Origin of the sequence: Arthrobacter sp. yr096, assembly GCF_900108925.1 — a bacterium.
Lineage (GTDB): Bacteria > Actinomycetota > Actinomycetes > Actinomycetales > Micrococcaceae > Arthrobacter.
The window spans coordinates 459,816-486,210 of record NZ_FNYI01000002.1; the positions used below are offsets into that span (position 1 = coordinate 459,816).

Annotated in this window: 23 protein-coding genes; 8 read left to right on the plus strand and 15 right to left on the minus strand. The window is 63.5% G+C overall.

Translation table 11 applies throughout. The features are described 5' to 3' along the window. The first annotated feature begins 3 nt into the window (after window positions 1-3). The 5 genes from BMY91_RS06875 to BMY91_RS06895 all read left to right on the plus strand — a co-directional run bounded on the left by BMY91_RS06875 (window position 4) and on the right by BMY91_RS06895 (window position 4,747). Window positions 4-1,356: an acetyl-CoA carboxylase biotin carboxylase subunit gene (locus BMY91_RS06875; protein WP_090820236.1), complete on the plus strand. Its 1,353-nt coding sequence runs from the start codon at window positions 4-6 to the stop codon at window positions 1,354-1,356. Continuing rightward, window positions 1,353-2,258 carry a 5-oxoprolinase subunit B family protein gene (locus BMY91_RS06880; protein ID WP_090820237.1) on the plus strand — a complete coding sequence of 302 codons (906 nt, stop codon included), beginning with the start codon at window positions 1,353-1,355 and terminating at the stop codon, window positions 2,256-2,258. The genes BMY91_RS06875 and BMY91_RS06880 overlap by 4 nt, the downstream gene beginning before the upstream one ends. Continuing rightward, complete coding sequence (locus tag BMY91_RS06885) at window positions 2,248-3,228, plus strand: 5-oxoprolinase subunit C family protein (RefSeq protein ID WP_090820239.1); 981 nt, start codon at window positions 2,248-2,250, stop codon at window positions 3,226-3,228. The genes BMY91_RS06880 and BMY91_RS06885 overlap by 11 nt, the downstream gene beginning before the upstream one ends. A gap of 113 nt (window positions 3,229-3,341) precedes the next feature. Continuing rightward, on the plus strand, window positions 3,342-3,734 hold the full coding sequence (locus tag BMY91_RS06890) for a DUF1622 domain-containing protein (protein WP_090820241.1): 393 nt from the start codon (window positions 3,342-3,344) through the stop codon (window positions 3,732-3,734). After that, window positions 3,731-4,747, plus strand: coding sequence for an alpha/beta hydrolase (locus BMY91_RS06895; RefSeq protein ID WP_090820243.1), 1,017 nt, complete (start codon window positions 3,731-3,733; stop codon window positions 4,745-4,747). The genes BMY91_RS06890 and BMY91_RS06895 overlap by 4 nt, the downstream gene beginning before the upstream one ends. 3 nt (window positions 4,748-4,750) lie before the next feature. On the opposite strand, the gene BMY91_RS06900 is transcribed toward BMY91_RS06895, so the two are convergent. Next, entirely contained in the window at window positions 4,751-7,186 is a 2,436-nt protein-coding gene (locus tag BMY91_RS06900) for a Tex family protein (RefSeq protein WP_090820244.1), read from the minus strand. Window positions 7,187-7,273: 87 nt separating this feature from the next. Here BMY91_RS06900 and BMY91_RS06905 point away from each other — a divergent pair, with 87 nt between their 5' ends. Continuing rightward, on the plus strand, window positions 7,274-7,570 hold the full coding sequence (locus BMY91_RS06905; RefSeq protein WP_090820247.1) for a hypothetical protein: 297 nt from the start codon (window positions 7,274-7,276) through the stop codon (window positions 7,568-7,570). Between the two features lie 43 nt (window positions 7,571-7,613). On the opposite strand, the gene BMY91_RS06910 is transcribed toward BMY91_RS06905, so the two are convergent. Beyond that, complete coding sequence (locus tag BMY91_RS06910) at window positions 7,614-8,048, minus strand: CBS domain-containing protein (RefSeq protein WP_090820248.1); 435 nt, start codon at window positions 8,046-8,048, stop codon at window positions 7,614-7,616. Window positions 8,049-8,395: 347 nt separating this feature from the next. On the opposite strand from BMY91_RS06910, the gene BMY91_RS06915 reads away from it, so the two are divergent. Next, entirely contained in the window at window positions 8,396-10,627 is a 2,232-nt protein-coding gene (locus BMY91_RS06915) for a hypothetical protein (RefSeq protein ID WP_090820250.1), read from the plus strand. 96 nt (window positions 10,628-10,723) lie between these two features. Here BMY91_RS06915 and BMY91_RS06920 read toward each other — a convergent pair whose 3' ends face one another. Then, window positions 10,724-11,176, minus strand: coding sequence for a nucleoside deaminase (locus BMY91_RS06920; RefSeq protein WP_090820252.1), 453 nt, complete (start codon window positions 11,174-11,176; stop codon window positions 10,724-10,726). 97 nt (window positions 11,177-11,273) lie between these two features. On the opposite strand from BMY91_RS06920, the gene BMY91_RS06925 reads away from it, so the two are divergent. Further along, window positions 11,274-14,891, plus strand: coding sequence for a TM0106 family RecB-like putative nuclease (locus BMY91_RS06925; protein ID WP_090820254.1), 3,618 nt, complete (start codon window positions 11,274-11,276; stop codon window positions 14,889-14,891). Here the strand turns inward: BMY91_RS06925 and BMY91_RS06930 are convergent. The 12 genes from BMY91_RS06930 to BMY91_RS06985 form a co-directional block, all read right to left on the minus strand. Further along, complete coding sequence (locus tag BMY91_RS06930) at window positions 14,866-15,663, minus strand: triose-phosphate isomerase family protein (RefSeq protein WP_090820256.1); 798 nt, start codon at window positions 15,661-15,663, stop codon at window positions 14,866-14,868. The two genes, BMY91_RS06925 and BMY91_RS06930, sit on opposite strands and share 26 nt — an antisense overlap. A gap of 6 nt (window positions 15,664-15,669) precedes the next feature. Beyond that, window positions 15,670-17,019 carry an MFS transporter gene (locus BMY91_RS06935; RefSeq protein ID WP_090820258.1) on the minus strand — a complete coding sequence of 450 codons (1,350 nt, stop codon included), beginning with the start codon at window positions 17,017-17,019 and terminating at the stop codon, window positions 15,670-15,672. A gap of 172 nt (window positions 17,020-17,191) precedes the next feature. Then, window positions 17,192-17,956 carry an SDR family NAD(P)-dependent oxidoreductase gene (locus tag BMY91_RS06940; protein ID WP_090820260.1) on the minus strand — a complete coding sequence of 255 codons (765 nt, stop codon included), beginning with the start codon at window positions 17,954-17,956 and terminating at the stop codon, window positions 17,192-17,194. Between the two features lie 20 nt (window positions 17,957-17,976). Then, on the minus strand, window positions 17,977-18,957 hold the full coding sequence (locus BMY91_RS06945; RefSeq protein ID WP_090820262.1) for a 3-hydroxyacyl-CoA dehydrogenase family protein: 981 nt from the start codon (window positions 18,955-18,957) through the stop codon (window positions 17,977-17,979). 2 nt (window positions 18,958-18,959) lie between these two features. Further along, window positions 18,960-19,442 (minus strand): ribose-5-phosphate isomerase, encoded by a 483-nt coding sequence (locus BMY91_RS06950; RefSeq protein ID WP_090820264.1) that lies wholly within the window; start codon window positions 19,440-19,442, stop codon window positions 18,960-18,962. Continuing rightward, on the minus strand, window positions 19,439-21,193 hold the full coding sequence (gene dhaL / locus BMY91_RS06955) for a dihydroxyacetone kinase subunit DhaL (RefSeq protein ID WP_090820266.1): 1,755 nt from the start codon (window positions 21,191-21,193) through the stop codon (window positions 19,439-19,441). The genes BMY91_RS06950 and dhaL overlap by 4 nt, the downstream gene beginning before the upstream one ends. Window positions 21,194-21,196: 3 nt before the next feature. Next, window positions 21,197-22,198, minus strand: a complete 1,002-nt coding sequence (locus tag BMY91_RS06960; RefSeq protein ID WP_090820696.1) for a sugar phosphate isomerase/epimerase family protein — start codon at window positions 22,196-22,198, stop codon at window positions 21,197-21,199. A gap of 209 nt (window positions 22,199-22,407) precedes the next feature. Next, window positions 22,408-23,106 carry a GntR family transcriptional regulator gene (locus tag BMY91_RS06965; RefSeq protein ID WP_090820268.1) on the minus strand — a complete coding sequence of 233 codons (699 nt, stop codon included), beginning with the start codon at window positions 23,104-23,106 and terminating at the stop codon, window positions 22,408-22,410. A gap of 197 nt (window positions 23,107-23,303) precedes the next feature. Continuing rightward, on the minus strand, window positions 23,304-24,374 hold the full coding sequence (locus BMY91_RS06970; RefSeq protein WP_090820270.1) for an alkene reductase: 1,071 nt from the start codon (window positions 24,372-24,374) through the stop codon (window positions 23,304-23,306). 103 nt (window positions 24,375-24,477) lie between these two features. Continuing rightward, window positions 24,478-25,101 carry an SIS domain-containing protein gene (locus BMY91_RS06975; protein ID WP_256212624.1) on the minus strand — a complete coding sequence of 208 codons (624 nt, stop codon included), beginning with the start codon at window positions 25,099-25,101 and terminating at the stop codon, window positions 24,478-24,480. 26 nt (window positions 25,102-25,127) lie between these two features. Beyond that, window positions 25,128-25,667, minus strand: a complete 540-nt coding sequence (locus tag BMY91_RS06980; protein WP_090820700.1) for a hypothetical protein — start codon at window positions 25,665-25,667, stop codon at window positions 25,128-25,130. Window positions 25,668-25,777: 110 nt separating this feature from the next. Continuing rightward, on the minus strand, window positions 25,778-26,200 hold the full coding sequence (locus tag BMY91_RS06985; RefSeq protein WP_090820272.1) for a hypothetical protein: 423 nt from the start codon (window positions 26,198-26,200) through the stop codon (window positions 25,778-25,780). Between the last annotated feature and the right edge of the window lie 195 nt (window positions 26,201-26,395).

The following is a 26,395-nucleotide window of genomic DNA, read 5'->3' on the forward strand; positions in this document are numbered from 1 at the left end:
ATCATGAAGAAGCTGCTCATCGCCAACCGCGGCGAGATCGCTGTACGGATCATCAGGACGGCACGGGACATGGGGATCAGCACCGTGGTTATTGTCAGCGAACCCGATTCCACCTCCCTGGCCGCACGAACCGCCGACGAATTCGTTGTGGTTGGCCCCGCCCCAGCCCCTGCCAGCTACCTCAATCAAGACGCGATCATTGCCGCGGCGCTGGACACCGGCTGCGACGCTGTCCACCCCGGATACGGCTTTCTCTCCGAGAACTCTTCCTTTGCCCGCAAAGTAGCGGACGCAGGACTTATCTGGGTGGGACCCGATGCTGACGCCATCGACATGATGGGCAACAAATCACTGGCACGCGAGTCCGCCCACAAAGCCGGAGTTCCCGTACTGCGCGGTTCCGACGGTCCCCTGGATCCGGAAGCGGACGCCGTAGCCATCGCTGCCGGTATCGGTTACCCCCTGGTGGTCAAAGCATCCGCAGGCGGCGGGGGCCGTGGCATCCGGTTCGTCAACAGTGAAGAAGAGCTGCTGGAAACCATCGACATGGCCCGCGGCGAGGCAGCGTCCGTGTTTGGCGACCCCACCGTGTACTTGGAACGTTTTGTTGAGCACGCACGCCACGTGGAAGTCCAGGTTCTGGGCGACGGCACCAACTTCATCCACCTGGGAGACCGCGACTGCTCCATGCAGCGGCGCTCCCAGAAAGTCATTGAAGAAGCTCCCGCACCAGACCTCCCCGATTCCGTGCGGGAGACCATCCGGCAGTCCTCCGTGGAACTTGCCAGACAGTGTGGCTACCAAGGAGCGGGCACGGTGGAGTTCCTCTACGACCCCCGGAACCACGAGGCCGCCTTCATCGAGATGAACACCCGCATCCAGGTGGAGCACCCCATCACCGAACAGATCACCGGAGTGGACCTTGTCCGGGAGCAGCTGCTCATCGCCGGCACCGGTTCCATGTCCCTGACGCAGGAGGACATCACGTTCACGGGGCACGCCATTGAGTGCCGGATCAACGCCGAAGACCCGGGCAACAACTTCTTCCCGAGTCCCGGACGCCTGAATTCCATCGAATGGCCCACCGGCGACGGAATCCGGATGGATACCGGTGTGGACACCGGATCCGTGGTGAGCCCCTACTACGACTCCATGCTCGCCAAATTGATAGTCCACGCTGCCGATCGTGACGCCGCCATCGCGGCCACCCTGGACGCTTTGGATCACGTGCACATTGAAGGCGTCAAAACCACTGTCCCGGTGCACAAAATGCTGCTGGCCCGTCCCGAGTTCGCCGCAGTCACCCATCATTCCAAGTTCATCGAGTCCGCTCCCGAGCTGTTGGAGGCGAAATGACCACCCCAAGCCCTGTCCTGAAGGAAGCCCGCTACACGTGGGGCGGCGACGAGTTCCTGTTCGTCGAAGTGGACGAATCCATGAGCCTGGCGGCCAACTTCAAAGTCATGTCCATCGCCCGGAAATTGTCGGACGCGGCCTTGGCCGGCGTCGTCGATATTTGCCCTGCCAACGCCTCATTGCTGGTGCGGTTCAATCCTGACGTGCTGCCGCCGTCGAGCCTTGAATCTTCTGTTCGGAACATCGAACTCGAGCTGCAGAACCACGACGAACAGTCGCTGGAAACTCGGATCATCGAAGTCCCCGTCTGGTACGACGACCCCTTCACGGCGGAGGTAGCCCAGCGATTCCGTGAAGGCTTCCACCAAGAACCGGACGGCACGGACCTCGACTACGCCGCAAAGGTCAACGGCCTGCAGGATGCCGCCGAGTTCATCCGCCGCCACCACGAACAACCGTGGCTTGTGTCCATGGTGGGCTTCGTGGCCGGGCTGCCGTTCCTCTTCCAATTGGTGGAGCGGGAGAAACAACTGCAGGTGCCCAAGTACCTTAGCCCGCGTACGGACACGCCAAAGCTGACAGTGGGTCACGGTGGATGCTTCGCAGCCATTTACTCCGTCCGGGGCGCCGGCGGGTACCAGATGTTCGGCGTCGCGGCAGCCCCGATCTACGATCCCGCGCAGTCACTGGCGGACTTCGAGGACTTCATGGTGTTCTTCCGCCCCGGCGACATCGTCAAGTTCAAACCGGTCACCGAAGACGAGTACAACGCCATCCAGGCTCAGGTTGAGGACGGAACCTACCGCTACCGCCAAGTCCCCGTGACCTTCGACGCATCCAAGGCCCTGTCCGATCCGCGGGCCTACAACCAGGAACTCATGGAGGCACTCAATGGCATTTGAGATCAAGAATCCCGGCCTGGCCACCACCGTCCAGGACCAGGGCCGCGTGGGCTATTACAACGTGGGCATCCCGCAAAGCGGCTCCATGGACCAGTACTCGGCCGAACTCGGGAACGCCTTGGTGGGTAACCCGGCCACGGATGCCGTCCTGGAATGCACCTACCTTGGTCCTGTCCTGGTGTCGGACGCCGATGCCATCGTGGCGATCACAGGTGCCCCTGTGGAGGTCAAGGTCAATGGTGAAACCCAGCCCCAGTGGACACGCCTGCAGCTCAGCGCCGGTGACGAGCTGAGCTTCGGAGTTATCCAGGGCGGCACGCGCTACTACATAGCGGTCCGGGGCGGGATCGACGTCCCCGAAGTTCTGGGGAGCCGGTCCACCTACACCCTTGGCGGCATCGGCGGGCTCAACGGCAGGAAGCTGGAAGCCGGGGACGTGGTGCCGGTGGGAGCGCCAGACGGTGATCTTCCGGCCCTCGAAGTGATGCCGGAGCCTTTCCGGCCGACGTTCGCCAAGGAACAAACGGTTCGGATTGTGCTGGGCCTCTACGACCACAGACTCACGGACACCGGAAAGGCCAACCTCCTGAACGGCGAATGGAAAGTCACTCCCGTGGCCGATCGGATGGGCCTCCGGTACTCGGGGCCGGGCGTGGAATGGAAGGAGCGCGAGCAGCCATTCGGTGCCGGCTCCGATCCTTCCAACATCGTCGATGCCGGCTACGCTGTGGGCTCCATCCAGATTCCCGGCGGAACGCAGCCCATCATCCTGCACCGCGATGCCGTTTCCGGCGGCGGCTACGCCATGGTGGCAACGGTCATCAGCGCCGACATGGACTTGGTTGCCCGCGCGGCCCCCGGCACGGTCACCAGGTTTGTTGCCGTCAGCCAGGAGGAAGCGATCGTGGCACGCAAGGGGCGCGCCGAACTCAAAACCAAGGCCTGGGAGGCCGTGGGCGCCAAGCCCTGATCTCCCGCGCTGACTTCAAGCAGGTGTGGCCGGCCTCTGGGTCGGCCACACCTTGCTGCGTGGTGCCCTCGCTCTGTGAGACGGTAAGGGCACGCAGCTACGCAGGGAGGGCCATGGATTTCCAACACATCATCGAAGAAGTGGGCCGGTACATGGACGCCGCCGGTGTGGCTGTCATGGTGATCGGTGCCTTGGTTTCCCTACCGTTGGCCCTGCGGGGATACCAGCCCAAACGTGCCAGCGGCCTGGCGCCGTTCTCCCCTTACCGCTCCTACCGCCAACTGTTGGGACGGTCCATCCTTCTGGGCCTGGAGCTCCTGGTGGCCGCCGACATCATCCGGACCGTCGCGGTCACCCCCACCTTTGAAAGCGTTGGCGTCCTGGCCATCATCGTGCTGATCCGGACGTTCCTCAGCTTCTCCCTGGAGCTGGAAATCACCGGCCGCTGGCCCTGGCAGAAGGAAAAAGAGCCGGACGCCGGCCAGCCGCTACGATCGACTTCATGACGCAGCCATGGACTCCGGACATTCTTGGCGAGGGCTTTGAACAGCAAACGCTAAACCTCGACGACGGTGCTGCCGCCACCTTGGTGCGTTACCTAGGCACCGGCCCGCAATGGCTGGAGGCTCCGGAAGGTGAACGCCTCAACGCGGACGTCCTCTACGTACATGGCTGGTCCGACTATTTCTTCCAACGCCATCTGGCTGAGTTCTGGCACCGTACCGGTGCCCGCTTTTTCGCACTGGACCTGCACAACTACGGCCGCAGCCTGCGTCCCGGGTTGGTCCCGGGCCTGGTCACCAACCTCTCCGACTACGACGCCGACATCGCAGCAGCCCTGGAAGCCATGGGCCGCACAGGAGATTCCGCCGGGCGGCCGCTCATTCTGCTGGGCCACTCAACCGGCGGACTCACCCTGAGCCTGTGGGCACATCGTCATCCAGGCATTGCCTCGGCCCTGATCCTCAACAGCCCCTGGCTGGAATTCCAAGCAACTGAACTTGGCAGGCGGGCCATTGCGCCCCTGGTTGGACTCCACGCAAGGCTCCATCCGCTGGCGCCCCTGCCACCAGTGGACCCGGGCATCTACACCCGTGCCGTCTCCGCGGCGCTGGATGGCGAATGGGAATACAACCTCGAGTGGCGGCCCGACAGGGGTTTCCCGATCACTCCGGCGTTCCTTGACGCGGTGTTCCGGGGCCAAGCCACCGTGGCCGCCGGGCTGGGAATCGAGGTTCCAGTGCTGGTGCTGCTTTCGGACAAAAGCTACCTGCAGCCGAAGTGGTCGGCGGACGCACTCACTGCCGACGTCGCACTGAACGTTGATGCCGTGGCCCACCGCTCGCTGTCCTTGGCGGACACCGTCACAGTGAGCCGGCTGCCGAATGCGTTCCATGACATTTTCCTGTCACCAGAACCCATCCGGCGTGAAGCCTTCCAACGCATCGGCCGCTGGCTTCCCACAGCACTGCAACCATCGGATGCAGTGGCGTGGGAAGCCAGGACCGCGGGCTTATAGGAGCTACTTGCCGAGTCCGGCCCTGCGCAATGCCTCGGCCATGGCCGTGTTGGCGGGGGCCACCGGAGCTTGCTGGGGCTTGCCTTGCCGCGCGCCACCCTGGCGGCGATCCCCTTGACCTTGCCGTGGAGCGCCCTGCCCCGGCTGCCCGGAACGCTCTCCACCGCGCTGACCTTGCCGGCCACCCGAGTCCCGGCCACCTGAAGTACGACCGCCCGGGCCGCGGCCACCCGCGGTGCCGGGTTCGTCGTCGAGCCTCAACGTCAACGAGATGCGCTTGCGCTCAGGGTCCGCTTCAAGCACTTTGACCCGGACCACCTGACCGGACTTCACGATTTCCCGCGGGTCCGAAACGAACTTGTTGGACAGGGCAGAGACGTGGACCAGACCGTCCTGGTGTACTCCGACGTCAACGAACGCTCCGAATGCGGCCACGTTGGTGACCGTGCCTTCCAGGATCATGCCGGGCTTGAGGTCGGAGATCTTCTCGATGCCTTCGGAGAACGATGCCGCTTTGAACGCCGGGCGGGGGTCGCGGCCGGGTTTCTCCAGCTCCGACATGATGTCCTTGACGGTGGGCAACCCGAAAGTGCCGTCCACGAAGGCCTGCGGATCCAAGGCGGTGGCAGGCCCACCGCTGGCGGCGACCAGGATCTTGCGTGCCACCGAGTATGCCTCGGGGTGCACGCTGGAAGCGTCCAGGGGTTCGGCTCCCCCGGTGATCCGGAGGAAGCCTGCGCACTGTTCAAACGCCTTGGCTCCCAGCCGCGGCACTTTCTTGAGGTCGCTGCGTTTGGCGAACGGCCCATTCTCGTTCCTGTAAGCCACGATGTTCTCGCTGAGAAGGGGCCCGACGCCGGCCACCCGGCTGAGCAGCGCGGGCGAAGCGGTGTTCACGTCCACGCCCACGGCATTCACGCAGTCCTCCACCACGGCATCCAGCGAGCGGTCCAGCTTCGCTGCGGTGACATCGTGCTGGTACTGCCCCACGCCGATGGACTTCGGCTCGATCTTCACGAGCTCGGCCAGCGGATCCTGCAGGCGGCGGGCAATGGACACTGCACCCCGGAGAGACACATCCATGCCCGGGAGCTCGGATGCCGCCAGCGCAGAGGCGGAGTACACGGATGCTCCGGCCTCGGACACCACCAGCTTCTGGATGCCCTTGGAGCCGGCGGCCTCCAGGGACTTGATGAGCTCCGTGGCCAGCTTGTCCGTCTCGCGGGAGGCCGTTCCGTTGCCGATGGCGACGAGTTCCACGTTGTACTGCTTGGCCAGACGAGCCAACGTGGCCAAAGCCTCGTCCCACTTCCTGGCAGGTGCGTGCGGGTAGATGGTATCCGTGGTGACCACCTTGCCGGTGCCATCCACAACCGCCACCTTCACGCCCGTGCGGAGTCCCGGGTCCAGGCCGAGCGTGGCCCGGTTACCCGCAGGAGCGGCAAGCAGCACATCACGGAGATTGGCCGCGAAAACCCGCACAGCTTCGTCTTCCGCGTCAGCGAACATACGCCCGCGAAGGTCCGTGGTGAGGCGATCCAGAATGCGGCCGCGCCACGCCAGCTGGGCAGTCTGTGTCAGCCACGCATCCGCCGGACGCCCCTGGTTGGCAACCCCGAGGCACGCGGCCACAGCGTTCTCGTACTTGCCGCGAGCGGCGGCCAGGGCGTCGTCGTCGGCGGGGTCAGCTTCGGCGAGATCCAACTCAAGGACGCCGTCCTTTTCACCACGCAGCAAGGCGAGCACCCGGTGCGACGGCATTCCTGACGGCACCTGGGTGAACTCAAAGTAGTCCTTGAACTTCTGGCCCTCGGCTTCCATGCCCTTCTTGACCCGCGACACCATGCGCCCCTGCTTCCAGAGCCGCTCGCGCAAGTCCTCCGCGAGATCCGGATCCTGCCCGACCCGCTCCACCAGGATGGCACGCGCCCCTGCGAGCGCCATGGTGGCGTCCTCGATGGAGTGCTCGGCGTTGAGGTACTTGGCGGCTTCGGCGGCGGGGTCCAGTTGCGGGTTGGCGAGCAGGACATCGGCCAGCGGCTCAAGCCCGGCTTCGCGGGCGATCTGGGCCTTGGTGCGGCGCTTGGATTTGAAGGGCAGGTAAATGTCTTCCAGTCGCGCTTTGGTGTCAGCCCCGACGACGGCGGCTTCGAGTTCCGGGGTCAGCTTGCCCTGGGCGGCAATCGCCTCAAGGACGGACTTTCTCCGCTCCTCCAACTCACGCAGGTACCTGAGGCGTTCCTCAAGGTCGCGGAGCTGGGTGTCATCAAGCGTCCCGGTGACTTCCTTACGGTACCGGGCGATGAAGGGGACGGTGGATCCGGCGTCGAGCAGTTCCACTGCGGCCTTGACCTGCCATGCCTTGACGCCGAGTTCTTCGGCGATCTGGGCGTGGATGGCAGAGTCAGCTGACTGGTGTTGGAGATTTGAAGTCACCATGACAGTTTGCCTCACATGGCCGACAGTTTCAGCGGAACGTAGGGCGAAGGCCTATCCCGGGGGCGCTGTTAGTGCTGTAGTTGGACCATGCAGGAACTGCTCATCATCCTTCAGGACGGGTTCGTTTCCGATGACGTGACCGTGACCGTCAACGGCAAGGAAGCCGTCACTGAGCGTGGCATCTCCACCAAGATGCTGTTGGGAATGGCCGACGAAATCACGGTGGAACTGCCGGCCAAGGGCGCCACGGTGGGTGTGGAGGTCAGCAGCAGAAAACTCAGCGCCACGAAGAAGCTCGCGGGTAAACCGAAGAGCCTGATCGTCTCGATCGAAGACGGCGAACTCGTGTTGCGCGAAGGAACGGGCCGCGAGGCTTTCCTCTAAGGGAGGGCCTCGCGGCGGCTGGATTGGTTGCCGGTTTTGGGCCTCAGTGGGCCATGTGCTCCTTGGCCGAGATGTGCTCCACCATCTCGCCGAGGCGCTCTTCTGCATAGTGGTTGCGGGCAATATCGCCCTGGCTGATGATCCCTACCAGTTTGTGGTCGCTGATCACCGGCAAGCGGCGCACCTGATGCTCCTCCATCATGGTCACGGCCTCGTCAACGTTGGCGTCGGCGTCCACCCAGTAAGGCTTGCCGGTGGCCAGCTCACTGGCACGGACCTCGCGGGCATCCCTGCCTTCGGCCAAACACTTGACCACGATGTCGCGGTCTGTGATGAAGCCGGTGAGCTTGCCGTCGTGGCCACAAATGGGGAGTGAACCGCAGTCCAGGTCCCTCATGAGCATGGCGGCTTCCTGAAGAGTCTTGTCCTCTTCGATGCACTGGGCATTGGTTGTCATGAATTCACGTACGACACTCATGGATCCTCCTTCATCGATTTGGGGCATCGACGCGGGGCCTTCGGCAGGAGTCGTTCGGCTCCGGCGCCGATGATGCCAGCCTACGCCCGGCGGCAAGGGCTGACCAGACGCTGCGGGCCCTCCACGACCTCTGGAGGAAAAGAAACCGCTTGATTTCTCTGGATATAATCCATTCGCTGGAGTATCCTCAACGTGGGTTACACACGGCTTCTGGGCATTGGCCATTCCGACTCGTTTCGAGCATCCCCACGCGCACCCGCCCCGCCCTGAACCGTCATGCCGTCCATGCGCCACAGCGCGTGGACGAACGCATATTGACTGCTTGCAGAGCGAGAAAGAACACCCTCATGGACACCCCCAACGTCCCCAGTACCAGTAACCGCTACATCCCTGCCCCCGGGAACCCGGCTTCCCTTCCTCTTCCACCCCAGACCACGTCCTTTTCCTGGCCCTCTGAGGACTGGTGGCGCTGCTGGCGATCCGCAGCCCTGAGCGGCCGCTATGAAGGGAATCAAGCCACCAGCGGCCCGATCGGAAGCGCGCTGGACCTCCGCCTGGATGTCGATCCACGTCAGGGTGTGGAATCACCGGTCCTGAACAAAGTCAGCGGTGACCTCTACAGCACGCGCATGGTCAAGGTGGCGGGCGTGAACCAGTTCGTGAAAACGTACGTGGAATCGTGGATCGTGGATGCGCCCGTTATCACCACTACCCACTCCGACGCCCACATATCGGGTGCTGTCCGGTTCTGGAAGGGCGTGCATCCTGCCACCACCGTGGAGATCGTGGTGTCCTGGTCGCACGGAGCCATCACGGGCGCCGTGGCCACGTTCGCGGTGGGCGGTGTGGCTGGACCGCCGTACGCTTGCACCTACCGCTCGGACTGTTTCCGCGACGTCAACTTCGAATTCGACTACTGCGCCTCTGTGGACATCGAACCCAAAGTTCCCGTCTACAACAGCCACGCACACAACAACCGCCCGGCCGACCTTTCGGACCGGAACATCTCCATCGAGTCTACGTACAAGGACGCCGGGATCGCCGTCACTGTTGATCCAGTGCACACGGTGATTGACGACAGCGCCGCCGGCTTTGCTTCCTGGAACGTGGGCGAACTCCACGACGCCATGGAAACCTCGTTTGGCAAGTTCACTTCAGGTTGGCCGGCGTGGAACCTCTGGGGCATTCAGGCAGGCATTTTCGACAGCGCCGGAGTCGGCGGCATCATGTTTGACGCCGCTGCAGGCTTTGGCGGTGCAGGTCGCGGACCCGACCGCCAGGGTTTTGCTGTCTTCCGCAGCCACTCCTGGTTCACCAACCTGGTCTCCGACCCCACCACCCAGGACCAGGCGTGGGCCATGCGCCATTTCCTCTATACCTGGGTGCACGAGGCCGGGCACGCCTTCAACTTCCTGCACGCGTGGGACAAAGCCCGGCCGGACTCCTTGTCCTGGATGAACTACGACTGGAAATACGATCAGCGCAACGGCGCCGATACGTTCTGGGGCAACTTCCGCTTCAGGTTCGACGACGACGAACTCCTCCACATGCGCCACGGCGACCGCGCCGCAGTGATCATGGGCGGAGACCCGTGGGCCTCCGGCGGCCATCTCGAGTCCCCTCCTGGCGCAATGACCGTGTCCGGGCCGGGCAGTGACCTGGAGTTGACGCTCTCTGGCAAGGACTACTTCGACTACATGGAACCGGTGGCCCTTGAGTTCCGGCTGCGCAACACCAGCGACGCGCCGCTTCAGGTGGATGGCCGGCTGGATCCCCGGTACGGAAACACGTCCGTGTACGTTCAGAAGCCGGACGGGACCGTGATCCTGCACCAATCAGTGGTGTGCTTCTATGGCATCCCCGAACTTGTGACGTTGTCGCCGGCAGCTGACGGCACTGATGGCAGTGACAGGTACAGCCAGTTGGTCCAGTTGGCCTATGGCACCGGCGGCTTTGCCTTCGATGAGCCCGGCCAGTATTTGATCCGGGCCGTGTATTCCACGGACGGGATCGTCCAGGCTTCCAACACCCTGCCAGTGCGCATCGGCTTCCCGGTGACCAAGGAAGAGGACAGGTTCGCTCCGGACTTCTTCACCCGGGAAGTCGGCCTGACCCTTGCGTTCGAAGGGTCCATGTCGCCGTATCTCAGCAAGGGACTGGACACTCTCACCGAGGCAGCCGAGCGGTTCAGTGGTGAGCCTTTGGGCGTGAAGGCGGCTACCGCCGTCGCGCAGTCCGTGGGAGATGACTTTTACCGCCGCAAGGACGACAAAATGGTCAAGCACCACAGCGCTGACCCCCAGCGGGCACTTGCGCTGACGGATACCGGTTTGGCGGGTTACCAGCAGGGAGCGGGAGCCAGCAGCAACCTCGCGTATCGCGGCCTGGTGGAATTGCGCAGCGAACTGCACGCCAAGGCGAACAACACCGCGGCGGCAAAGTCCGAGGTGGAAACCCTCGCCAAGGATCTGGGCACCCGGGGCGCCAACGCCACAGTGCTTGCCCAGGTCAAGGAACTCATCCCAACAACTCCGGCGGCCCGTTCCCGCCGGTCGGCTCCGAGGAAGCCTGCCAAATAGCCGTCGGATGGCTCTTTGGTCTGCGGCTCCTCCGCAGCCGGCGACGGCGGCACCCCGCCCTTGGTGCCGCCGTCGCTCCCTAAGCTCCTGCCGCCTTTACTCGGCGATGTCCTCGGCCCACAGTTCCGGGTGTTCGTCCTGGAAGGTCCGCATCATGTCCACGCAACGGGGGTCGTCCAGGACCACTACGTCAACGCCTCGTGACCGCAGGAGGTCAAACTCGCCCGGGAACGTCTCCGCCTCGCCCACCACCACCCGCGGGATCTTGAACTGAATGATGGTTCCGGTACACATGGCGCATGGCGCCAGGGTTGTGAACAGCGTGGTGTCGCGGTAGCTTTTTTGCCGCCCGGCAGCCCTCAGCGCCGACATCTCGCCGTGGGCAATGGGGTCACCGTGCTGGACCCGCTCGTTGTGGCCGCTCGCGATGACCTCACCGCCGCGGGCCAAGGCGGCCCCAATGGGGATGCCGCCTTCGCTGAGGCTCTTTTGCGCGGCCTGGTATGCGGCTTCGAAGGCTGGATCTGCAATGCGGGCTGTTTCCGTCATGGGTGCAGTCTAAAGTGCCGGCGCCTTATATTGTCCGGGACCGCTGATAGCTTGGCTACAACGGTTTAACCACGGCACGGAAGGCAGGTGGGTCGCGGTGTTCTTTCTCGATCCGGAGACAGCAGGAGCCCCGCAGGACCTTGTCTTCTCCGCCAGCGACCTCGTTATTGCTGCCACCTGCGAGTACCAGCTGCTCCGGAAACTCGACGAAAAACTCGGCCGCACGCCAAAACCGGACTTCGCACCGGACGCCATGCTGGATCGCACAGCCGCCTTGGGCGATGTTCACGAGCATAAGGTTCTGGATGAATTTGTGGCCGAGTTCGGGCCGTGGGATCCGGCGACGGGAAAAGGCGTTTACGACGTCGTCCCCGCCGCAGCGATGGACCGCGCCACCCTGTCGGGCAAGCATGCGGAATCCATCAGCGCTTTGGGATCCGGTGCGGATGTCGTCTTCCAGGCAGCGTTCTTCGATGGACAGTTCCACGGCCGCTCCGACTTTCTGGTGAAACGCCCCGGCGGTCAGTACGCCGTCTTCGATACCAAGCTCGCCCGGCATGCCAAGGTCACGGCCCTGTTGCAGTTGGCGGCCTACGGAGATCAACTCATCCAGGCAGGGATCACACCGGACCCTACCGTCACCCTGGTCCTGGGCAACAGGGTCCTCAGCAACCATCCCCTCTCCCAGATCCTCCCTGTGTTCAGGGAACGCCGGGGGCGCTTCCTGGAGATGACCGCAGCGCATATTTCCGGAGCTTCGCCGATCGTTTGGGGCGATCCCCGCTACTCCGGGTGCGGCCGCTGCGATTACTGTGCTGAACAGGTCACGCTGCACCGGGACCTCCTCATGGTGGCCGGGATGCGCATCAGCCGCCGAAAGAAGCTGATGGAGGCCGGGATCACCACCATTGACCAACTGGCAGCTTCCCCAGCAGCAGGTGATCCAACGTCCCTGCGGCTTCGCGAGCAAGCCCGGCTGCAGACCGGAACGGGAACGCCTGACGGCACGGTGAAGTACACGGACAAATCCGGAGAAGCCAAGACCGTCAGCTACAACGTTTTGCCGGACAACACCCTCGGCAGGCTGCCCGTGCCGGATCCGGGCGACATCTTTTTTGACTTTGAGGGCGACCCCCTGTGGCAGGACCCTGCCACCGGCACTTGGGGGCTCGAGTACCTGTTCGGCGTCATCGAGAACCCCGTGGAACCGGGCGCCCACCCCGTATTCCGGCCCTTCTGGGCCCACTCCCGGGCTGAGGAAGGCCGGGCGTTCGTTGACTTCCTGGACTACGTGGACAAGCGCCGGGCACAGTATCCGGGCATGCACATTTACCACTACGCCGCCTATGAAAAGACGGCCTTGAGGAACTTGTCCCTGACGCACGTGGTGGGCGAAACCGCCGTCGACGACCTCCTGCGGCAAGGCGTGCTGGTGGACCTCTACGACACCGTCCGGCACAGCATCCGGGTCTCTGAGAACTCGTACAGCATCAAGAAGCTGGAACCCCTTTATATGGGACAGCACCTGCGCTCGGGCGAGGTCACCGACGCCGGCGCTTCCGTGGTTGCCTACGCGGACTTCTGCACTGCCCGGGATAACGGGGACGCCGGTGAAGCCGCTGTAATCCTGGAAGGCATCCGGGATTACAACGAGTACGACTGCCTGTCGACGCTGGAACTGCGTAACTGGCTCCTGGCCCGGGCAACAGAGCGCTCCATCGTTCCGGGCAGTGTGGCAGAGGACGTTGCCGCGTCGGAGGAACCGCAGCCCAAGTACGAGGCCGCGCCGGAGGAAACAGCGCTCCATGACTACCTGGCAGGGTTACCAGAGCAGGACCAGGCCTCGGCCGACGCCCGGGCTGTAGGAATTGTCGCGGCCGGTGTCGGGTACCACCGGCGCGAGGACAAGCAGCACTGGTGGGGTCACTTCGATCGTTTGGAAAAGCCGGTCTCACAGTGGGAGGACGGTCGCGACATCTTCACGGTGGAGCGTGCCGAGGTGCTCCAGGACTGGGCGAAACCCGGTCCGCGCAAGAATCCGGTTCGAATCTCCACGCTCATCGGCCGTTCCGGGGACGGCTCAGGATTGGAACCGGGCAAGAAGTATTTCCGTATGTTCGATTCCCCTCTGCCCCAGGCCTTGGCGGCCAAAGAGTCGTCCGTCCTGGGCCGCGCCGGTTGGAGCGGAACGGAGGTGGTGGAGGTTGGAGAGACGGACGACGCCGAGACGGTCACCATCTCCGAACGGCTCCCCCGCGGCGCCGCGGAATACAGCCAACTGCCGATGGCATTGACCCCTGACAGCCCCATTTCCACCGACGGCCAGCGGTCTGCTTTGGCTGCTTTGGCTACGAAGCTCAGCGCTGCACTACCTTCCTGGCCCCGGGATTGTGCCTTGGACTTGGTACGCCGGCAACCTCCGCAACTCCGCACGCTCCCGACCCTTCCAGCCGTCGGCGCCGGACCGGATGGCTACATTGATGCCATCACTGACGCTGTCATGGACTTGGACAGCTCCTACCTTGCCGTCCAGGGGCCTCCCGGCAGCGGCAAAACCCATGTCGGCTCCCACGTCATCGCACGTCTGGTCACAGCTGGGTGGAAAGTGGGCGTCGTGGCGCAGTCCCATGCTGTGGTGGAGAACATGCTGTGCGCTGCGATTCAGAAGGCCGGCGTCGATCCTCAACGGGTAGCCAAAGAGGTCAAACACGACGACCCTGTGCCATGGACGCAGTGCGGCAAAGGCGACGTCGAAGAGCTCTTGTCCCAGCCCGGTGGAGCCCTGATCGGCGGCACCGCGTGGACCGTGGTGGGCAGCTCGGTTCCCGCAGGATCCTTGGATCTCCTGGTCATCGATGAGGCCGGGCAGTTCTCATTGGCCAACACCATGGCAGTGAGCCGCGGTGCCCAGCGGCTGCTCCTCTTGGGTGATCCTCAGCAGCTACCCCAAGTCACGCAGGGAAAACACCCCGAACCCGTCGATGAGTCGGCACTCGGCTGGTTGTCCGCGGGATACAACACCCTGCCAGCAACGCTGGGATACTTCCTGGCGTCATCCTGGAGAATGCATCCGGATCTGTGCAGCGCGGTGTCAGCACTGTCCTATGACAACAGGCTCGAGGCAGCCCCGGCAGCGAAGGAACGCCATCTGGAAGGGGCCGCCCCGGGGATCTCCTGTGTCTATGTCCTGCACACCGGCAACTCCACCAACTCACCCGAGGAAGCCGAGGAGGTGGTTCACCAGGTCCAGGCCCACCTGGGTCTAGGGTGGCTGGATCCCTCCCAGCCCACTGATGCCCAGCGCACTGAAGGCCAGCCCACTGAAAGCCGGCCCCTTGAGGAAACCGACATCCTGGTGGTCGCCGCGTATAACGCGCAGGTCCAACTGATCAAGCACCACCTTCGTGCCGCTGGGCTTGGCCGGGTGCGTGTGGGTACCGTGGACAAGTTCCAAGGCCAGGAAGCGCCTGTGGTCATCGTGTCCATGGCAGCTTCCGCCGCAGGAGAAGTCCCACGCGGCATGGAGTTCCTGCTGTCCCGTAACCGCATCAACGTGGCGGTCTCGCGCGGGCAGTGGCGTGCCGTCGTCGTGCGTTCGCCCGAGCTGACCAACTATCTGCCGACGCATCCGGAAGGCCTGGAAAACCTGGGCGGCTTCGTGGCCCTCTGCCAGCGGAGTTTGTGTACAGCTAATGCCCTTGAGAAGCCGCTGTAGTGGCATCTGCTGTACAAAAACCCAGGGCTTCGTCCAGGACCCGTCCGAAGTTCGCGGCGTCATGGGCAAAGCGGCCCAGGAAAAGCCCGGACACCCCCTCCAGCTGCGGCAGCAGCCCGGGTTTGGCAGACCCCCCGTAGATGACGGGAATCCCGGCCACTCCGTGCGGTGCCAGCAATTCCCTCAACGCGGCCGCGACACGCGAAACATACCCTGCCGACGCCGGCTCCGGAGCGCCGATCGCCCACACAGGTTCGTAGGCGATGACCAACCGATGAGCAACCGACCAGTCGCCCGACACAGCTGCCTTGATCTGCCGGAACACCGTATGGGCCGCAGCCTGGGGTTCGCTGCTTTCCCGCTCCCCCACGCACAGCAGCGGGGTCAGTCCGGCGTCGACGGCGGCACGGACCTTCAGCGCAATCATCGCCTCGTCTTCGCCGAAGTATCGACGCCGCTCGGCATGGCCGATCTCCACCAGCCCAACCCCGAGCTCCGCAAGCAAGGACGGTGAAACCTCGCCGGTCCACGGACCGTCTGCCCAGCTACAGTTCTGGGCGCCCACCACAAGCGGCGTGCCGTCCACCAACCGCGCGGCTTCGGGCAACACCGGGAACGACGGGATCACAAACGGGACCACCCGCCCGGCCGCGAGGGCCGGACGGGCGTCCACTTCCACCAGCAACTGCTCCAACCATGCCAACGACTCCGCGTAGCCCATGTACATCTTGGTGCTGACCCCAACGAGCAGGGTGCCTGGAGCAGAAAGCATCACGGTTTACTTCCCCAGCAGTTCATCGGCCTTGTTGCTGAAGCGCTTGGTACCGAACATGAGCAGCGCCGCCACGAACGGCAGCACACCCAGCGCATAGACACCCATGGTTCCCGTGTCCGACGCCGTGACCTGATTGACCGTGGTGCGCAGGATCGGGGCAACGAATCCACCCAGGTTGCCCAGCGAGTTGATCAACCCGATTCCCGCAGCGGCGGCAGTTCCGGTGAGGAACGCCGTCGGGTATGACCAGCAAATGGGACCTGTGGACAGGAAACTGCACACCGCCAGGGTAATGAAGATGACGCCGAGCGCCGGCAACTGGTTGGCGCCCGCCCAAGCGGAGCCGAAGATGCAGAGGCCTGTGGAGATGAACAGAGCCGTTCCCCAACGGCGACGACGCGCCACGGTGTTCGCGGCCTTGCCAATGAAGTAACAGGCGAAGATGCCGAAGAACCACGGGATGGCTGCCAGGAGTCCGACGGCGATGCCCACCTTTTGGCCGGTCAGCTGCGCCACCTGCTGCGGCAAGTAGAACGTCACTCCGTAGACCGCTACCTGCAGGCAGAAGTAGATGACCGTGAAATACCAGACCCGGCCGTTGCGCATGGACGCCAGGACACCGCGGGGACCGGTCTCTTCCTTCACAGTGTCTTCCAACGCCATGACGTCGGACAGCGCAGTCTTTTCTTCCTTGGTCAGGAACTTGGCGTCCTGGGGGCTGTTGATGAGGAAGAAGTAGGCTGCCACACCGGCCAGGACGGCGAGCATGCCTTCGACGAAGAACATCACCTGCCAGCCTGCGACGCCGGGAACCTGGTCCCCGATATTGATGAGCCAACCGGACAGCGGCGCACCCATCATCTGGGAGAACGGCTGGGCCAGGTAGAAGATGGCGAACATCTTCACGCGGACCTTGTTGGGGAACCAGGCCGCAAGGAACATAATGACGCCGGGGAAGAGACCGGCTTCGGTTACACCCAGCAGGAACCGCAGGATGATGAACGACGTCTCACCCTGAACGAAGGCGAAGCACGCCGACACGATGCCCCAGGTAATGGCGATGCGGGCGAGCCACACCTTGGCGCCGAATTTGGTGAGCAGCAAGTTGCTGGGGATCTCGAACAGTGCGTAGCCGATGAAGAAGATACCGGCGCCCAAGGCGTAGGCTCCGGCGGTGATGCCTTTGTCCACTTCCAGCGCTGCTTCAGCGAAGCCAACGTTGGTGCGGTCCAGGAAGGCCACCACGTACAGGATGACGAGCATCGGCATAAGCCGCCGTGATGCTTTGGAAATTGCCGATTTGAGGACCGGCGTATCCAGCAACTCCTTAGTGGAATTGGTGGCAACAGACATTGAAACTCCTCTTTGAGTGACAGGAAATGACTAATGCAGTGCGATCAGCCGCGGTCTCCGCGGAAAGAATCAGCGCGGGAAGAAGATGAGCACCATGCCCACTGCGCAGGCGAGGATGCCCACGGCAAGGTAAATCTTGCGTTCTCGTGTCCAGGTCTTCATGAACAAGCGCCTAGTGCATGTACAGTCCGCCATCCACATTCAGCGTCTGGCCGGAGATGTATCCGGAGTCCTCGCTGATGAGGAAGGCGATGGCGGCCGCGATGTCACGGGTGGAACCCACCCGGTTCACCACAAGGTCCTTGGTGAGCTCATCCTTGCGTTCCTGGCTGAGCGTGCCGCCCATGATGTCGGTGTCGATGGGGCCGGGAGAGATGGCGTTGACGGTGATGTCGTACTCACCCAGCTCGCGGGCAGTTGCGCGGGTCAGTCCGATGACGCCGGCCTTGGCTACGGAGTAGGGAGTTTTGGAGAACGTGCCTCCGCCGCGCTGCGCGGAAACGGAGGAGATGTTCACAATGCGGCCGATCCGGTTCTTGACCATGGACTCTGCCACACGCCGGGTGGCGTAATGGACGCCGTTGAGGTTGATGTTCAGGACCCGGTCCCACTCTGCCGGTTCCAGTTCCAGGTAGCCGACGGGCGAGCTCACTCCGGCAACGTTGGCCAGTGCGACGATCTGCGGGAGCTCATTCTCGAGTTCGTCGATTGCGGCACGGACCTCGGATTCGCTGGCGACGTTGGCGCCTACGCCGTGGGCCTGCACGCCGTATTCAGCGGTGATTTCCTTGGCTGCGATCTTGCAGGCGGCGTCATCAAGATCGATGATGCCGATGTTCCAGCCTTGGGCGGCCAGGTAGTTGACGGTGGCTCGGCCGATGCCTCGTTCGGATACGGCGCCGGTGACGATTGCGGTGCGTTCTGCGGGGAAAGTCATGTGGTGTCTCCTGGAAAGAGTTAGTTGATGGGTGCCGGGCCGAGCTCTTCAATGAGCTTCTGCATGGCGACGTAGGCCTTGTTGCGGTAGGCGATGAGTTCCGGGGTGCGCTCGGCGGGGACGTTGAGGAAACCGGCGCCGGTCTTGGTGCCGAGCTTGCCCGCTTCCACCAGGTCCGAGAGGATCTTCGGCGTCGCGAATCGTTCCGGGAAGCCCGTTTGCAGCGACTTGTAGCAGAAGTTGTACACGTCCAAACCGGCCATATCCGCGATGGCGAACGGACCAAAGAAGGGCAAGCGGAAGCCGAACGTGGTACGCACCAGGGTGTCGACGTCGTCCGCTGTTGCGATGCCCTGCTCCACCAGCTGCGCTGCCTCGTGGAACAGCGCGTACTGCAGGCGGTTCAGCACGAAGCCGGTGACGTCCTTGACCACGGCGGTCTGCTTGCCGGCCGCGTGCACCAACTCGCGCGACGCTGCCACAGTTGCGGCAGAGGTTTCAGCGTGAGGGATGATCTCGACGCCGGGAATGAACGGCGACGGGTTGGAAAAATGCACACCCAGGAAGCGTTCCGGATGGGTGACAGCTTCAGCGAGGGACGCGATGGAAATGGTGGACGTGTTGGAACCGATCACGGCATCCGGGCGGGCCGCCGCGCTGATCCGGGCAAGGCTCTGGTGCTTGATCTCCAAAACCTCCGGAACACATTCCTCGATGAAGTCCGCGTCCGCTACGGCTTCCTCAATGTCCTTGGCAGCCCACAGGTTCTGCTTGAGGATCTCGGTGGACCCCTCGGGGAAAAGCCCATCCGCGATGAACTGATCCGACTCCACCAGCAGGCGGTCGTAGTTCTTCTGCGCCACCTCGGCAGAAACATCGGCAAGCGCAACACGCGCACCGCCAAGCGCCAGGACCTGCGCGATGCCGCCGCCCATGTAGCCGGAGCCGACGACGGCGATCTTCCGGGCTTGCGTGCTTTCGGTTGCTTCAGAAATGGTCATGATCAGACTGCCTTCGTATAGTCGGGCTCGTACGAGCAGATTGCGTCCACCTTGGCGGCGGAGGATGAGGTGTGGTCGAAGGTGTGGCCCAGCCACTCCCCTACGAGCTTCTTGGCCAGTTCCAAGCCAATCACCCGCTGGCCCAGTGTGAGGACCTGCGCGTTGTTGCTGAGCACAGACCGCTCCACGGAGTAGCTGTCGTGGGCGGTGACCGCGCGGATTCCAGGAACCTTGTTGGCTGCAATGGCCACTCCGAGTCCGGTTCCACAGATCAGGAGTGCCCTGTCCGCATCGCCTTCGGCCACCTTGCGGGCAGCATCGACGGCGACGTGCGGGTACGCGGTGGAGTCGTCCAAGCCAACGCCGACGTCGGTCACTGATGCCACGCGCGGGTCTGCCTCCAGCAACTCTTTCAAGGCGTTCTTGTATTCAACGCCGGCCTCGTCATTGCCGACGACGATGCGCCAACCTGGGGTGTTACTCATGCTTGGGCTCCGTTTCCGGCCGATGCCGCTGACGTAGCGGAGGCCAGTTGTGAATTGATGAACTGCGAAATCCTGGCGGTGATCAGACCAAAGGAGACTGCACCGGGATCGGGATGGCCGAGGCTCTTTTCCGCAAGGGGACGTGCCCGGCCTTTGAGGGGACGCAGATCCGCGGTCTTCGCGGCAGCGGACTCAGCTGCCGCAGCGGCAACTGCCAGCGCCCGGTCAACGGGAGCACCGGCGTCGAGCTCTGTCAGGAAGGTGTCCCGGAACGGCAGGAGCGCGTCCACCATGGTTTTGTCCCCGGGATCGGCTTTGCCCAGTTCGGTGATGGCGCGGACGAAGGCCTTCACCGCTGCTGCCGCGTCCTCTGAGGTGTAGGTATCGCGGTTGCCCAGCGACTGGCCGGCTGCGATGACAGCCGAACCCCACAGCGCTCCCGAGGTGCCACCGGCTTTCTCGCTCCAGGCCTCTCCCGCTGCCGCAAGGACACGGGCCACCGATGAACCGGGTGCAGCCAGGCCGGCCGCCGCAGCAGCGTCGACGCCGCGCCGCATGCCGATTCCGTGATCGCCGTCGCCTGCGATCGCATCCAGCTTGCCGAGCTCCTCTTCGTGGTCAACGACGACGTCCCGGACCTGGGCGAGGATGGCCACGGCGTGCCGCCCGAGTTCAACGGCGGCGGGGGTGGGCTGTTCGACGTCGGCGATTTCGGCGTCGTCGATTGCTGCCTCAGCCCGAGGTGCGCGGGGCGACATACTGCCCTTGCGGAACGCCGGAGTGTCAGCAGGCGCAGCCCAAAACTGTTCCAGTTCCTCGTCCAACCACAGCAGGGTCAGGGACAGCCCGGACATGTCCAGGCTGGTCACCAGCTCGCCGCACTCGGGTTCAACCACGGTGAGCCCGGCTGCAGTGAGGAGCTTCTCCACCTTGCCGAACAGCAGGAAGAGTTCGTCGTACTTCACGGTGCCCAAGCCATTGACGATTGCCACCACACGGTGGCCTGCATCCTCTGGCTTGTCGGCCAGAAGCTTGGAGACCAAGAGATCCGCCAGTTCGGAAGCAGTGGGCATGGGGTGCTCGGAAATGCCGGGTTCGCCGTGGATTCCCAGGCCCAGCGACATCTGACCCGCCGGCACGTGGAAGAGCGGATCCTTGGCGCCGGGGAGCGTGCAACCGTCAAAGGCCACGCCCAGCGAGCGCGTCCGGTAGTTGGTCTTGAAGGCCAGGCGCTCGACGTCGTCAAGGTCCAGTCCCGCCTCGGCGGCGGCGCCCGCAATCTTGAAAACGGTGAGGTCCCCCGCAATGCCGCGGCGTTTCCCCAGCTGGTCGATCGGAGCACTGGCGATGTCATCCGTGACGGTGACGGTGCGGGTTTCTATGCCCTCAGCGTTCAGCCGGAGCTGGGCCTGGCCGAAGTGAAGGACATCGCCGGCGTAGTTGCCGTAACTGAGCAGGACACCGCCACCGGCGTTTGCTGCCTTGGCTACGCGGTACACCTGCCCGGCAGCCGGGGAGGCGAACATGTTGCCGCATGCCGAACCCGTGGCCAAGCCTGGACCCACCAGCCCGGCAAAGGCCGGGTAGTGTCCCGAACCACCGCCAACCACCAGGGCCACTTGTCCGGAAGAGACTTCAGTGGAGCGAACCACGCCACCATCCACGCGGGCCACGTAGCCGCGGTTGGCAGCAACGAAGCCATCCAGCGCGTCATCGGCAAAATCTGCCGGATTGTCGAAAATCTGGGTCATTTCCTAGACTCCTGCAAATTCAGCTGCGGGCTGCTGCCGTCCCTGCGCAACCTGGCTCTTGCCCAGCACGTAGCCGTCCGTCTTCGGGAGGACGTGCCGGCGAAGGTAGTCCTGGTTGCTGGCGGTGACGCTCAGGCCGTCGCCTCCGTAGTGCTCAGTGCAGAGGATGCCCTGGAAGCCCACGGACAGCGCGAGCTTGAAGGCTTCGCGGTAATTGATGAGTCCGCTTTCCATCGGTGCCGGCATGGTGATGTAGCTGTCGCGGGCCACGTCTTCGTCGCGGATGTAGTTCTTCATGTGCCAGTAGTTGGAGTACGGCAGCGTCTTCGCCACCATCTCGCGCCAGTCCTCAATGGGCCGGTGCAGGCGGATCAGGTTTCCCAGGTCCGGGTTGAGGCCCACGTTGTCCAAACCGATGTCCTGCACCAGTTGAACTGAGGAATCAGCAGTGCCGAGGTACGTGTCCTCATACATTTCCAGGGAAACGAGAATGCCGGCATCTGCCGCATGTTGGCCGAGTTCACGGATGCGGGAGACGGCGTTGCCCCACGCTTCCTTGTCCCCCACCGGGTCCTTATAACCTTCAACGGTCCAGAACCACAGCTGCTTCTGCTGCTCCGGGGTGATGGCCTGGTGCAGACCGAAGGACACCACTTCGCAGCCGAGCTCGGCTGCCGCGTCAAGGGTGCGGTGGCTGTAGGCGAGGTTGTCCGCCCAATCAGTGGCGTGAATGACGCTGCGGCGGATGGCCGAGATCACGGGCACGCCAATGCCTACTTCATCAGCGGTCTGCTTGAACTCGGCCAGACGGTCCTTGCTGAGGTCACCCGGGCGGACCCAGCTGTCGGTGAGATCCGCGTTGGCGAAACCTGCGTCCTTCACTTCCTGCAGAACAGACGCCCAAACGGAAGCATCGGCGTCGTTAATGTGCTGCCCCGCAGCATCGGTGCCGGGGAACTGCAGGAGGGCCGCGGTGATGGGCCAATTCTCGGCGGTGTACGCCATGATGATCACTCCTTCGTGGAATCCTGTTTCCTATAGGATTTACGAACCAAACAAAGCTGTCAACCCTTTTCGCGAAACTTCCTAGATCCTATATGTCTTACATATGCATGTGAAGGGGGTCGCTGGAAGCACAAAACCCACCGGCATCGCCAGTGGGCCTTGATTTAGGTGGGTCCTGGGTTCAGGTGCGGCTCTGGTCCTCGGGGGCCTTAGTCTCCGGGGGCGTCGGCCATCGCCCGGCCGCGCACCTTCTCCACGTGCTCGGTCATCATGTCCGCGGCCTTCTCCGGATCGCCGCTGGCCATGGCGTCGAGAACGGCCTGGTGCTCGGCAATCGCCTGCTCTGCGTCGGTGATACCCACTCCCCCGAACAGCCGGAAACGCTGGATCTGCCCGCCTAGAGTGTTGTAGGCCGCGAGCAGGAACTGGTTGTTGGCCTGCGCGGCAATGAGTTGATGAAAACGTTCGTCTGCCTCGAGGTAGCTGCGATATTCGGCAAAGGTACCGCCCCTGGGCGCCGTCTTGAGATCTTCGACAGCCTGCTTCAGCGCGTCCAAGCCGTCAGGCGTCATGCGCGAACAAGCCAACCTGGCGTTGACGGGCTCAATGGAAAGGCGGGCTTCCATCAGCTCGGCGAAGTCTTCCCGGGTGAAGACGGGAGCTACCCGGTAGCCTTTCAACGCGACGCGCCGCACCATGCCAGTGTGCTCAAGCCGCGCCAACGCTTCCCGCACCGGAGTTGGCGAGACATCCAACTCCCGTGCCATTCCGTCAATGCTCACTGCGGCTCCAGGCTCCAACCGGCCGTCCATGAGCCACTCCAGCAGAGCCTCATAGACGTGGTCGGCCAACACCTGGCGGCTGACAGGGAAGCCAGCGCGGGCAGCGGACGGGGAAGGAGCAGGCATGGCACAAATCCTATAGGAACGCAGGCGCGTGGTGGGGGAAGCGCCCTTGTCACATTCCCCAACTAGCTCGCATTAGTGGTTGTTATCAGGGCTCAGAACAACCACTATTGCCAGCCAGTTGGGTGGCCACACGTTAAACCACGACGTCGGCACTCTGGTGAGTGCCGACGTCGTGAAATTACTGAGGTGCTGTGCGCCTAGTTGGCGTAGAACGGGTAATCCGTGTAGCCCTCGGCGCCGTCAGCGTAGAACGTGGCAGCGTTCGGCTCGTTGAGCGGCAGGCTGTCGCGCCAGCGACGGGCGAGGTCCGGGTTGGCGATGGCCGGGCGGCCAACCACCACAGCGTCGGCGAGGCCATCTTCAACAATGGCGAAGGCTTCCTCGCGCGTCGTGATCTCGCTGAAGCCCGTGTTCACCAGGAACGTTCCATTGAAACGGTCGCGGAGGCCCTGGACGAGGGCGCTCTTGGGGTCGTGGTGCAGGATGCTCAGGTACGCCAGGTTGAGCGGTGCAATGGTGTCCACCAGGACCTCGTAGGTCGCACGGACGTCGGCGGCATCGGTTTCTGCGATTCCCTGGACGTTGTGTTCCGGCGAAATCCTGATGCCGACGCGGTTGGCACCGAGGGCTTCAACCACCGCGTTGACGGTCTCGATCACAAAGCGGGCGCGGTTCTCCGGGGAGCCACCGTAGCTGTCCGTGCGGACGTTGGAGTTGGGGGCCAGGAATTCGTGCAGAAGGTAACCGTTGGCGGAGTGGAGTTCCACGCCGTCGAATCCTGCCTCAATGGCGTTCTTGGACGCGGTGACGATCTCCTGAATGACTCCCGGCAGTTCGTCGGTTCGGAGTTCGCGCGGCACGGGGTACGCCTGCTTGCCGCTGGGGGTGCGGACCTCACCGTCGATGGCGACGGCGCTGGGACCAACGATCTCGTGGCCACCCGTGATGTCTGAGTGCGAGACCCTGCCCCCGTGCATCACCTGGGCAAACATGCGGCCGCCCTCGGCGTGAACGGCGTCGGTGACCGTCTTCCAGCCGGCGATCTGGTCCTCGGTCACAAGCCCGGGCTGGCCCGGGTAGGACTGTCCCGCCGGCGTGGGATACGTTCCCTCGCTGACGATCAGTCCGAGGGAAGCCCGTTGGCGGTAATGCTCGGCAATCAAGGAACCCGGCACCCCTTTGTCACCAGCGCGGAGACGCGTCAGAGGTGCCATCACCAGTCGGTTGGAAAGTTCAAGCTCGCCGAGGGCCAAGGGGGAAAACAGCATGCGCAGTTCCTTTCAGAGTGAAACAGGTTCACCTTGGGCAACTGCATGGCGTCTGCAACTATTCCGGAAGAGGTGCAGATCACACGTCGTGTGAGTGCGCTGACTACTCCGGCTTACGCTCCTTCAGGGCGTCGTCGAAGCACTCGCACAGCGCCAGGACGGCAACGAGATGGGCTTCTTCGGCATGGGCCGGATCAGTGTTGACGCAAATGGCTTCATTGACCGATTGCGCCAGATCCTTGGATTCCTTCCCGGTGAGTGCCCACACACGGGCACCACCGGATTTCGCCGCGGCAGCAGCATTCCTGAGATCGTCGGTAATACCCTTCGCTGCCAGCAACACCACAATGTCTCCCCGGCGTACTTGTTCCGCGATCTGACCGGTGATGCCTCCAGCAGTGCCATCAGTTCCACTGGCACTTTTGGGGACATAGATGGCTTTGAAGCCGGAGCCGTCCCCGGGATCGTGGGCCGCGAGCTCAGAGGTGAACCGCTGGGCCTCGTGCGAGGACCCGTCACTCCCCGCGGCAAAGACAGTTCCACCGCGCAGCCTCACAAGCGCCAGCTCCTCCCCCCACTCGGCAAGCCTGGAAGATTCACGGCGCAGGGCCGCCACGGCCGGACCGATCTCGCCCAGGTGGCCCAACACCACGTCAACCGCGTGGCGGTTCGCCTTCGACTCAGCCGAGCGCACCACTTGCCCTGTCCGCCTCACCACGATGCTCACTTCCTGCCTCCGTTTCCTGCTCGAAGCTAGAGCTTCCTTTCACCGTCTTGCGCCGAACCATCATGAGATGAACCCTCACGCGGCGATCCGTTGCGCGCGGAACGGTCCCGCGTCAGGCGTTCCCCTTCAGCAGCATTCGGAGTGCCCGCATCTCCGGCACGATTCGTATCCCCGGCACGATCCTTGTCGCGGGCAGGGTTCGCATCCGCGGCACGGCCCCTGTCGCCGGCACGGGTATCAACGTGTGGATCAAGTTTGTCCGCGTGACGGAGATGCTCCTCGACGCGGTCGTGGGCTTCGCTGGCTTTCCCGGCGTGGCGTTCGGCTTCCTGCCGGAGGCGGTTGGCTTCCACTTCGGCCCGCAGCGCATCGGCTTCCGCCTGCGCAGATTCTGCTTTCGCCTGTTGGGCGCCGATGGCCTCTTCGGCCGCTTTCTCCCGCAGTTCTTCTGCCCGGTGGTGGTTCGCCTCGGCCTTCTTGCGGCGTCCTATGACCACCGCAACGATCACAGCAGCAATGACAACAACCGCCAACACGATGATCAATACCAGTTGTCCTGTATCCACGTGGATTTCCTCCCTGGTGAGCGGCTTCTCCGGGCGCCGCTCGTAGCCCATGCTGTGGCTTGCACTCGGGGCGTACCCCGATCAGGGCACCCCCAAACGATGGTGGTCTCTCATGCCGGCAGCTCCATACGGAAACCACACCGGCACTGAATCACGCGCGTCTTCAGGTAAACGTCCAGCAGGCCATCGTCCACCTCCTCGGTGGACATGGGGGCATAAACGCTCCGCGCCGAGGATTGTGCATACTGCATGGGTTCGCCGCAGTGGAAGTACTGTCCGCCAAATTGCAGCAAACCGGATCCGCTGCCCTTACGGTTCAGTGCCGCGGCGACATCCTGGAATGCGACAGTGCGCGTTGAGGACGCCCCGCATCCCCTGCAGGTGTAGGACACGGACACCAGCAGGTCTCCGGGATGGGGGTCAATGGATTCGATTGCTTCCAGATCCAGCTGATCGGAAGATCTGCATCCAGGGCACTGAAGGGGCTCGGCCTGGGGACGGGTTGCATCCCCTGGAAACAGAGGGTTTTTCATCAACGACAACGCGGACGCTCCTCGGTCAACTCTGCCCGAAACTCTCCCTTGCCCACCATGTTAACACCGTTGGTCAGATTGCTTACTAGTTTTTGCGGGCAGACTTTTACGTGGGCTGCGCAGCCTTGTGCCGTGGCACAGACTCTGGTTCGCTGGGATGGTCTCCTGCAGCGCGGGACAAACCCCAGCCGTAAT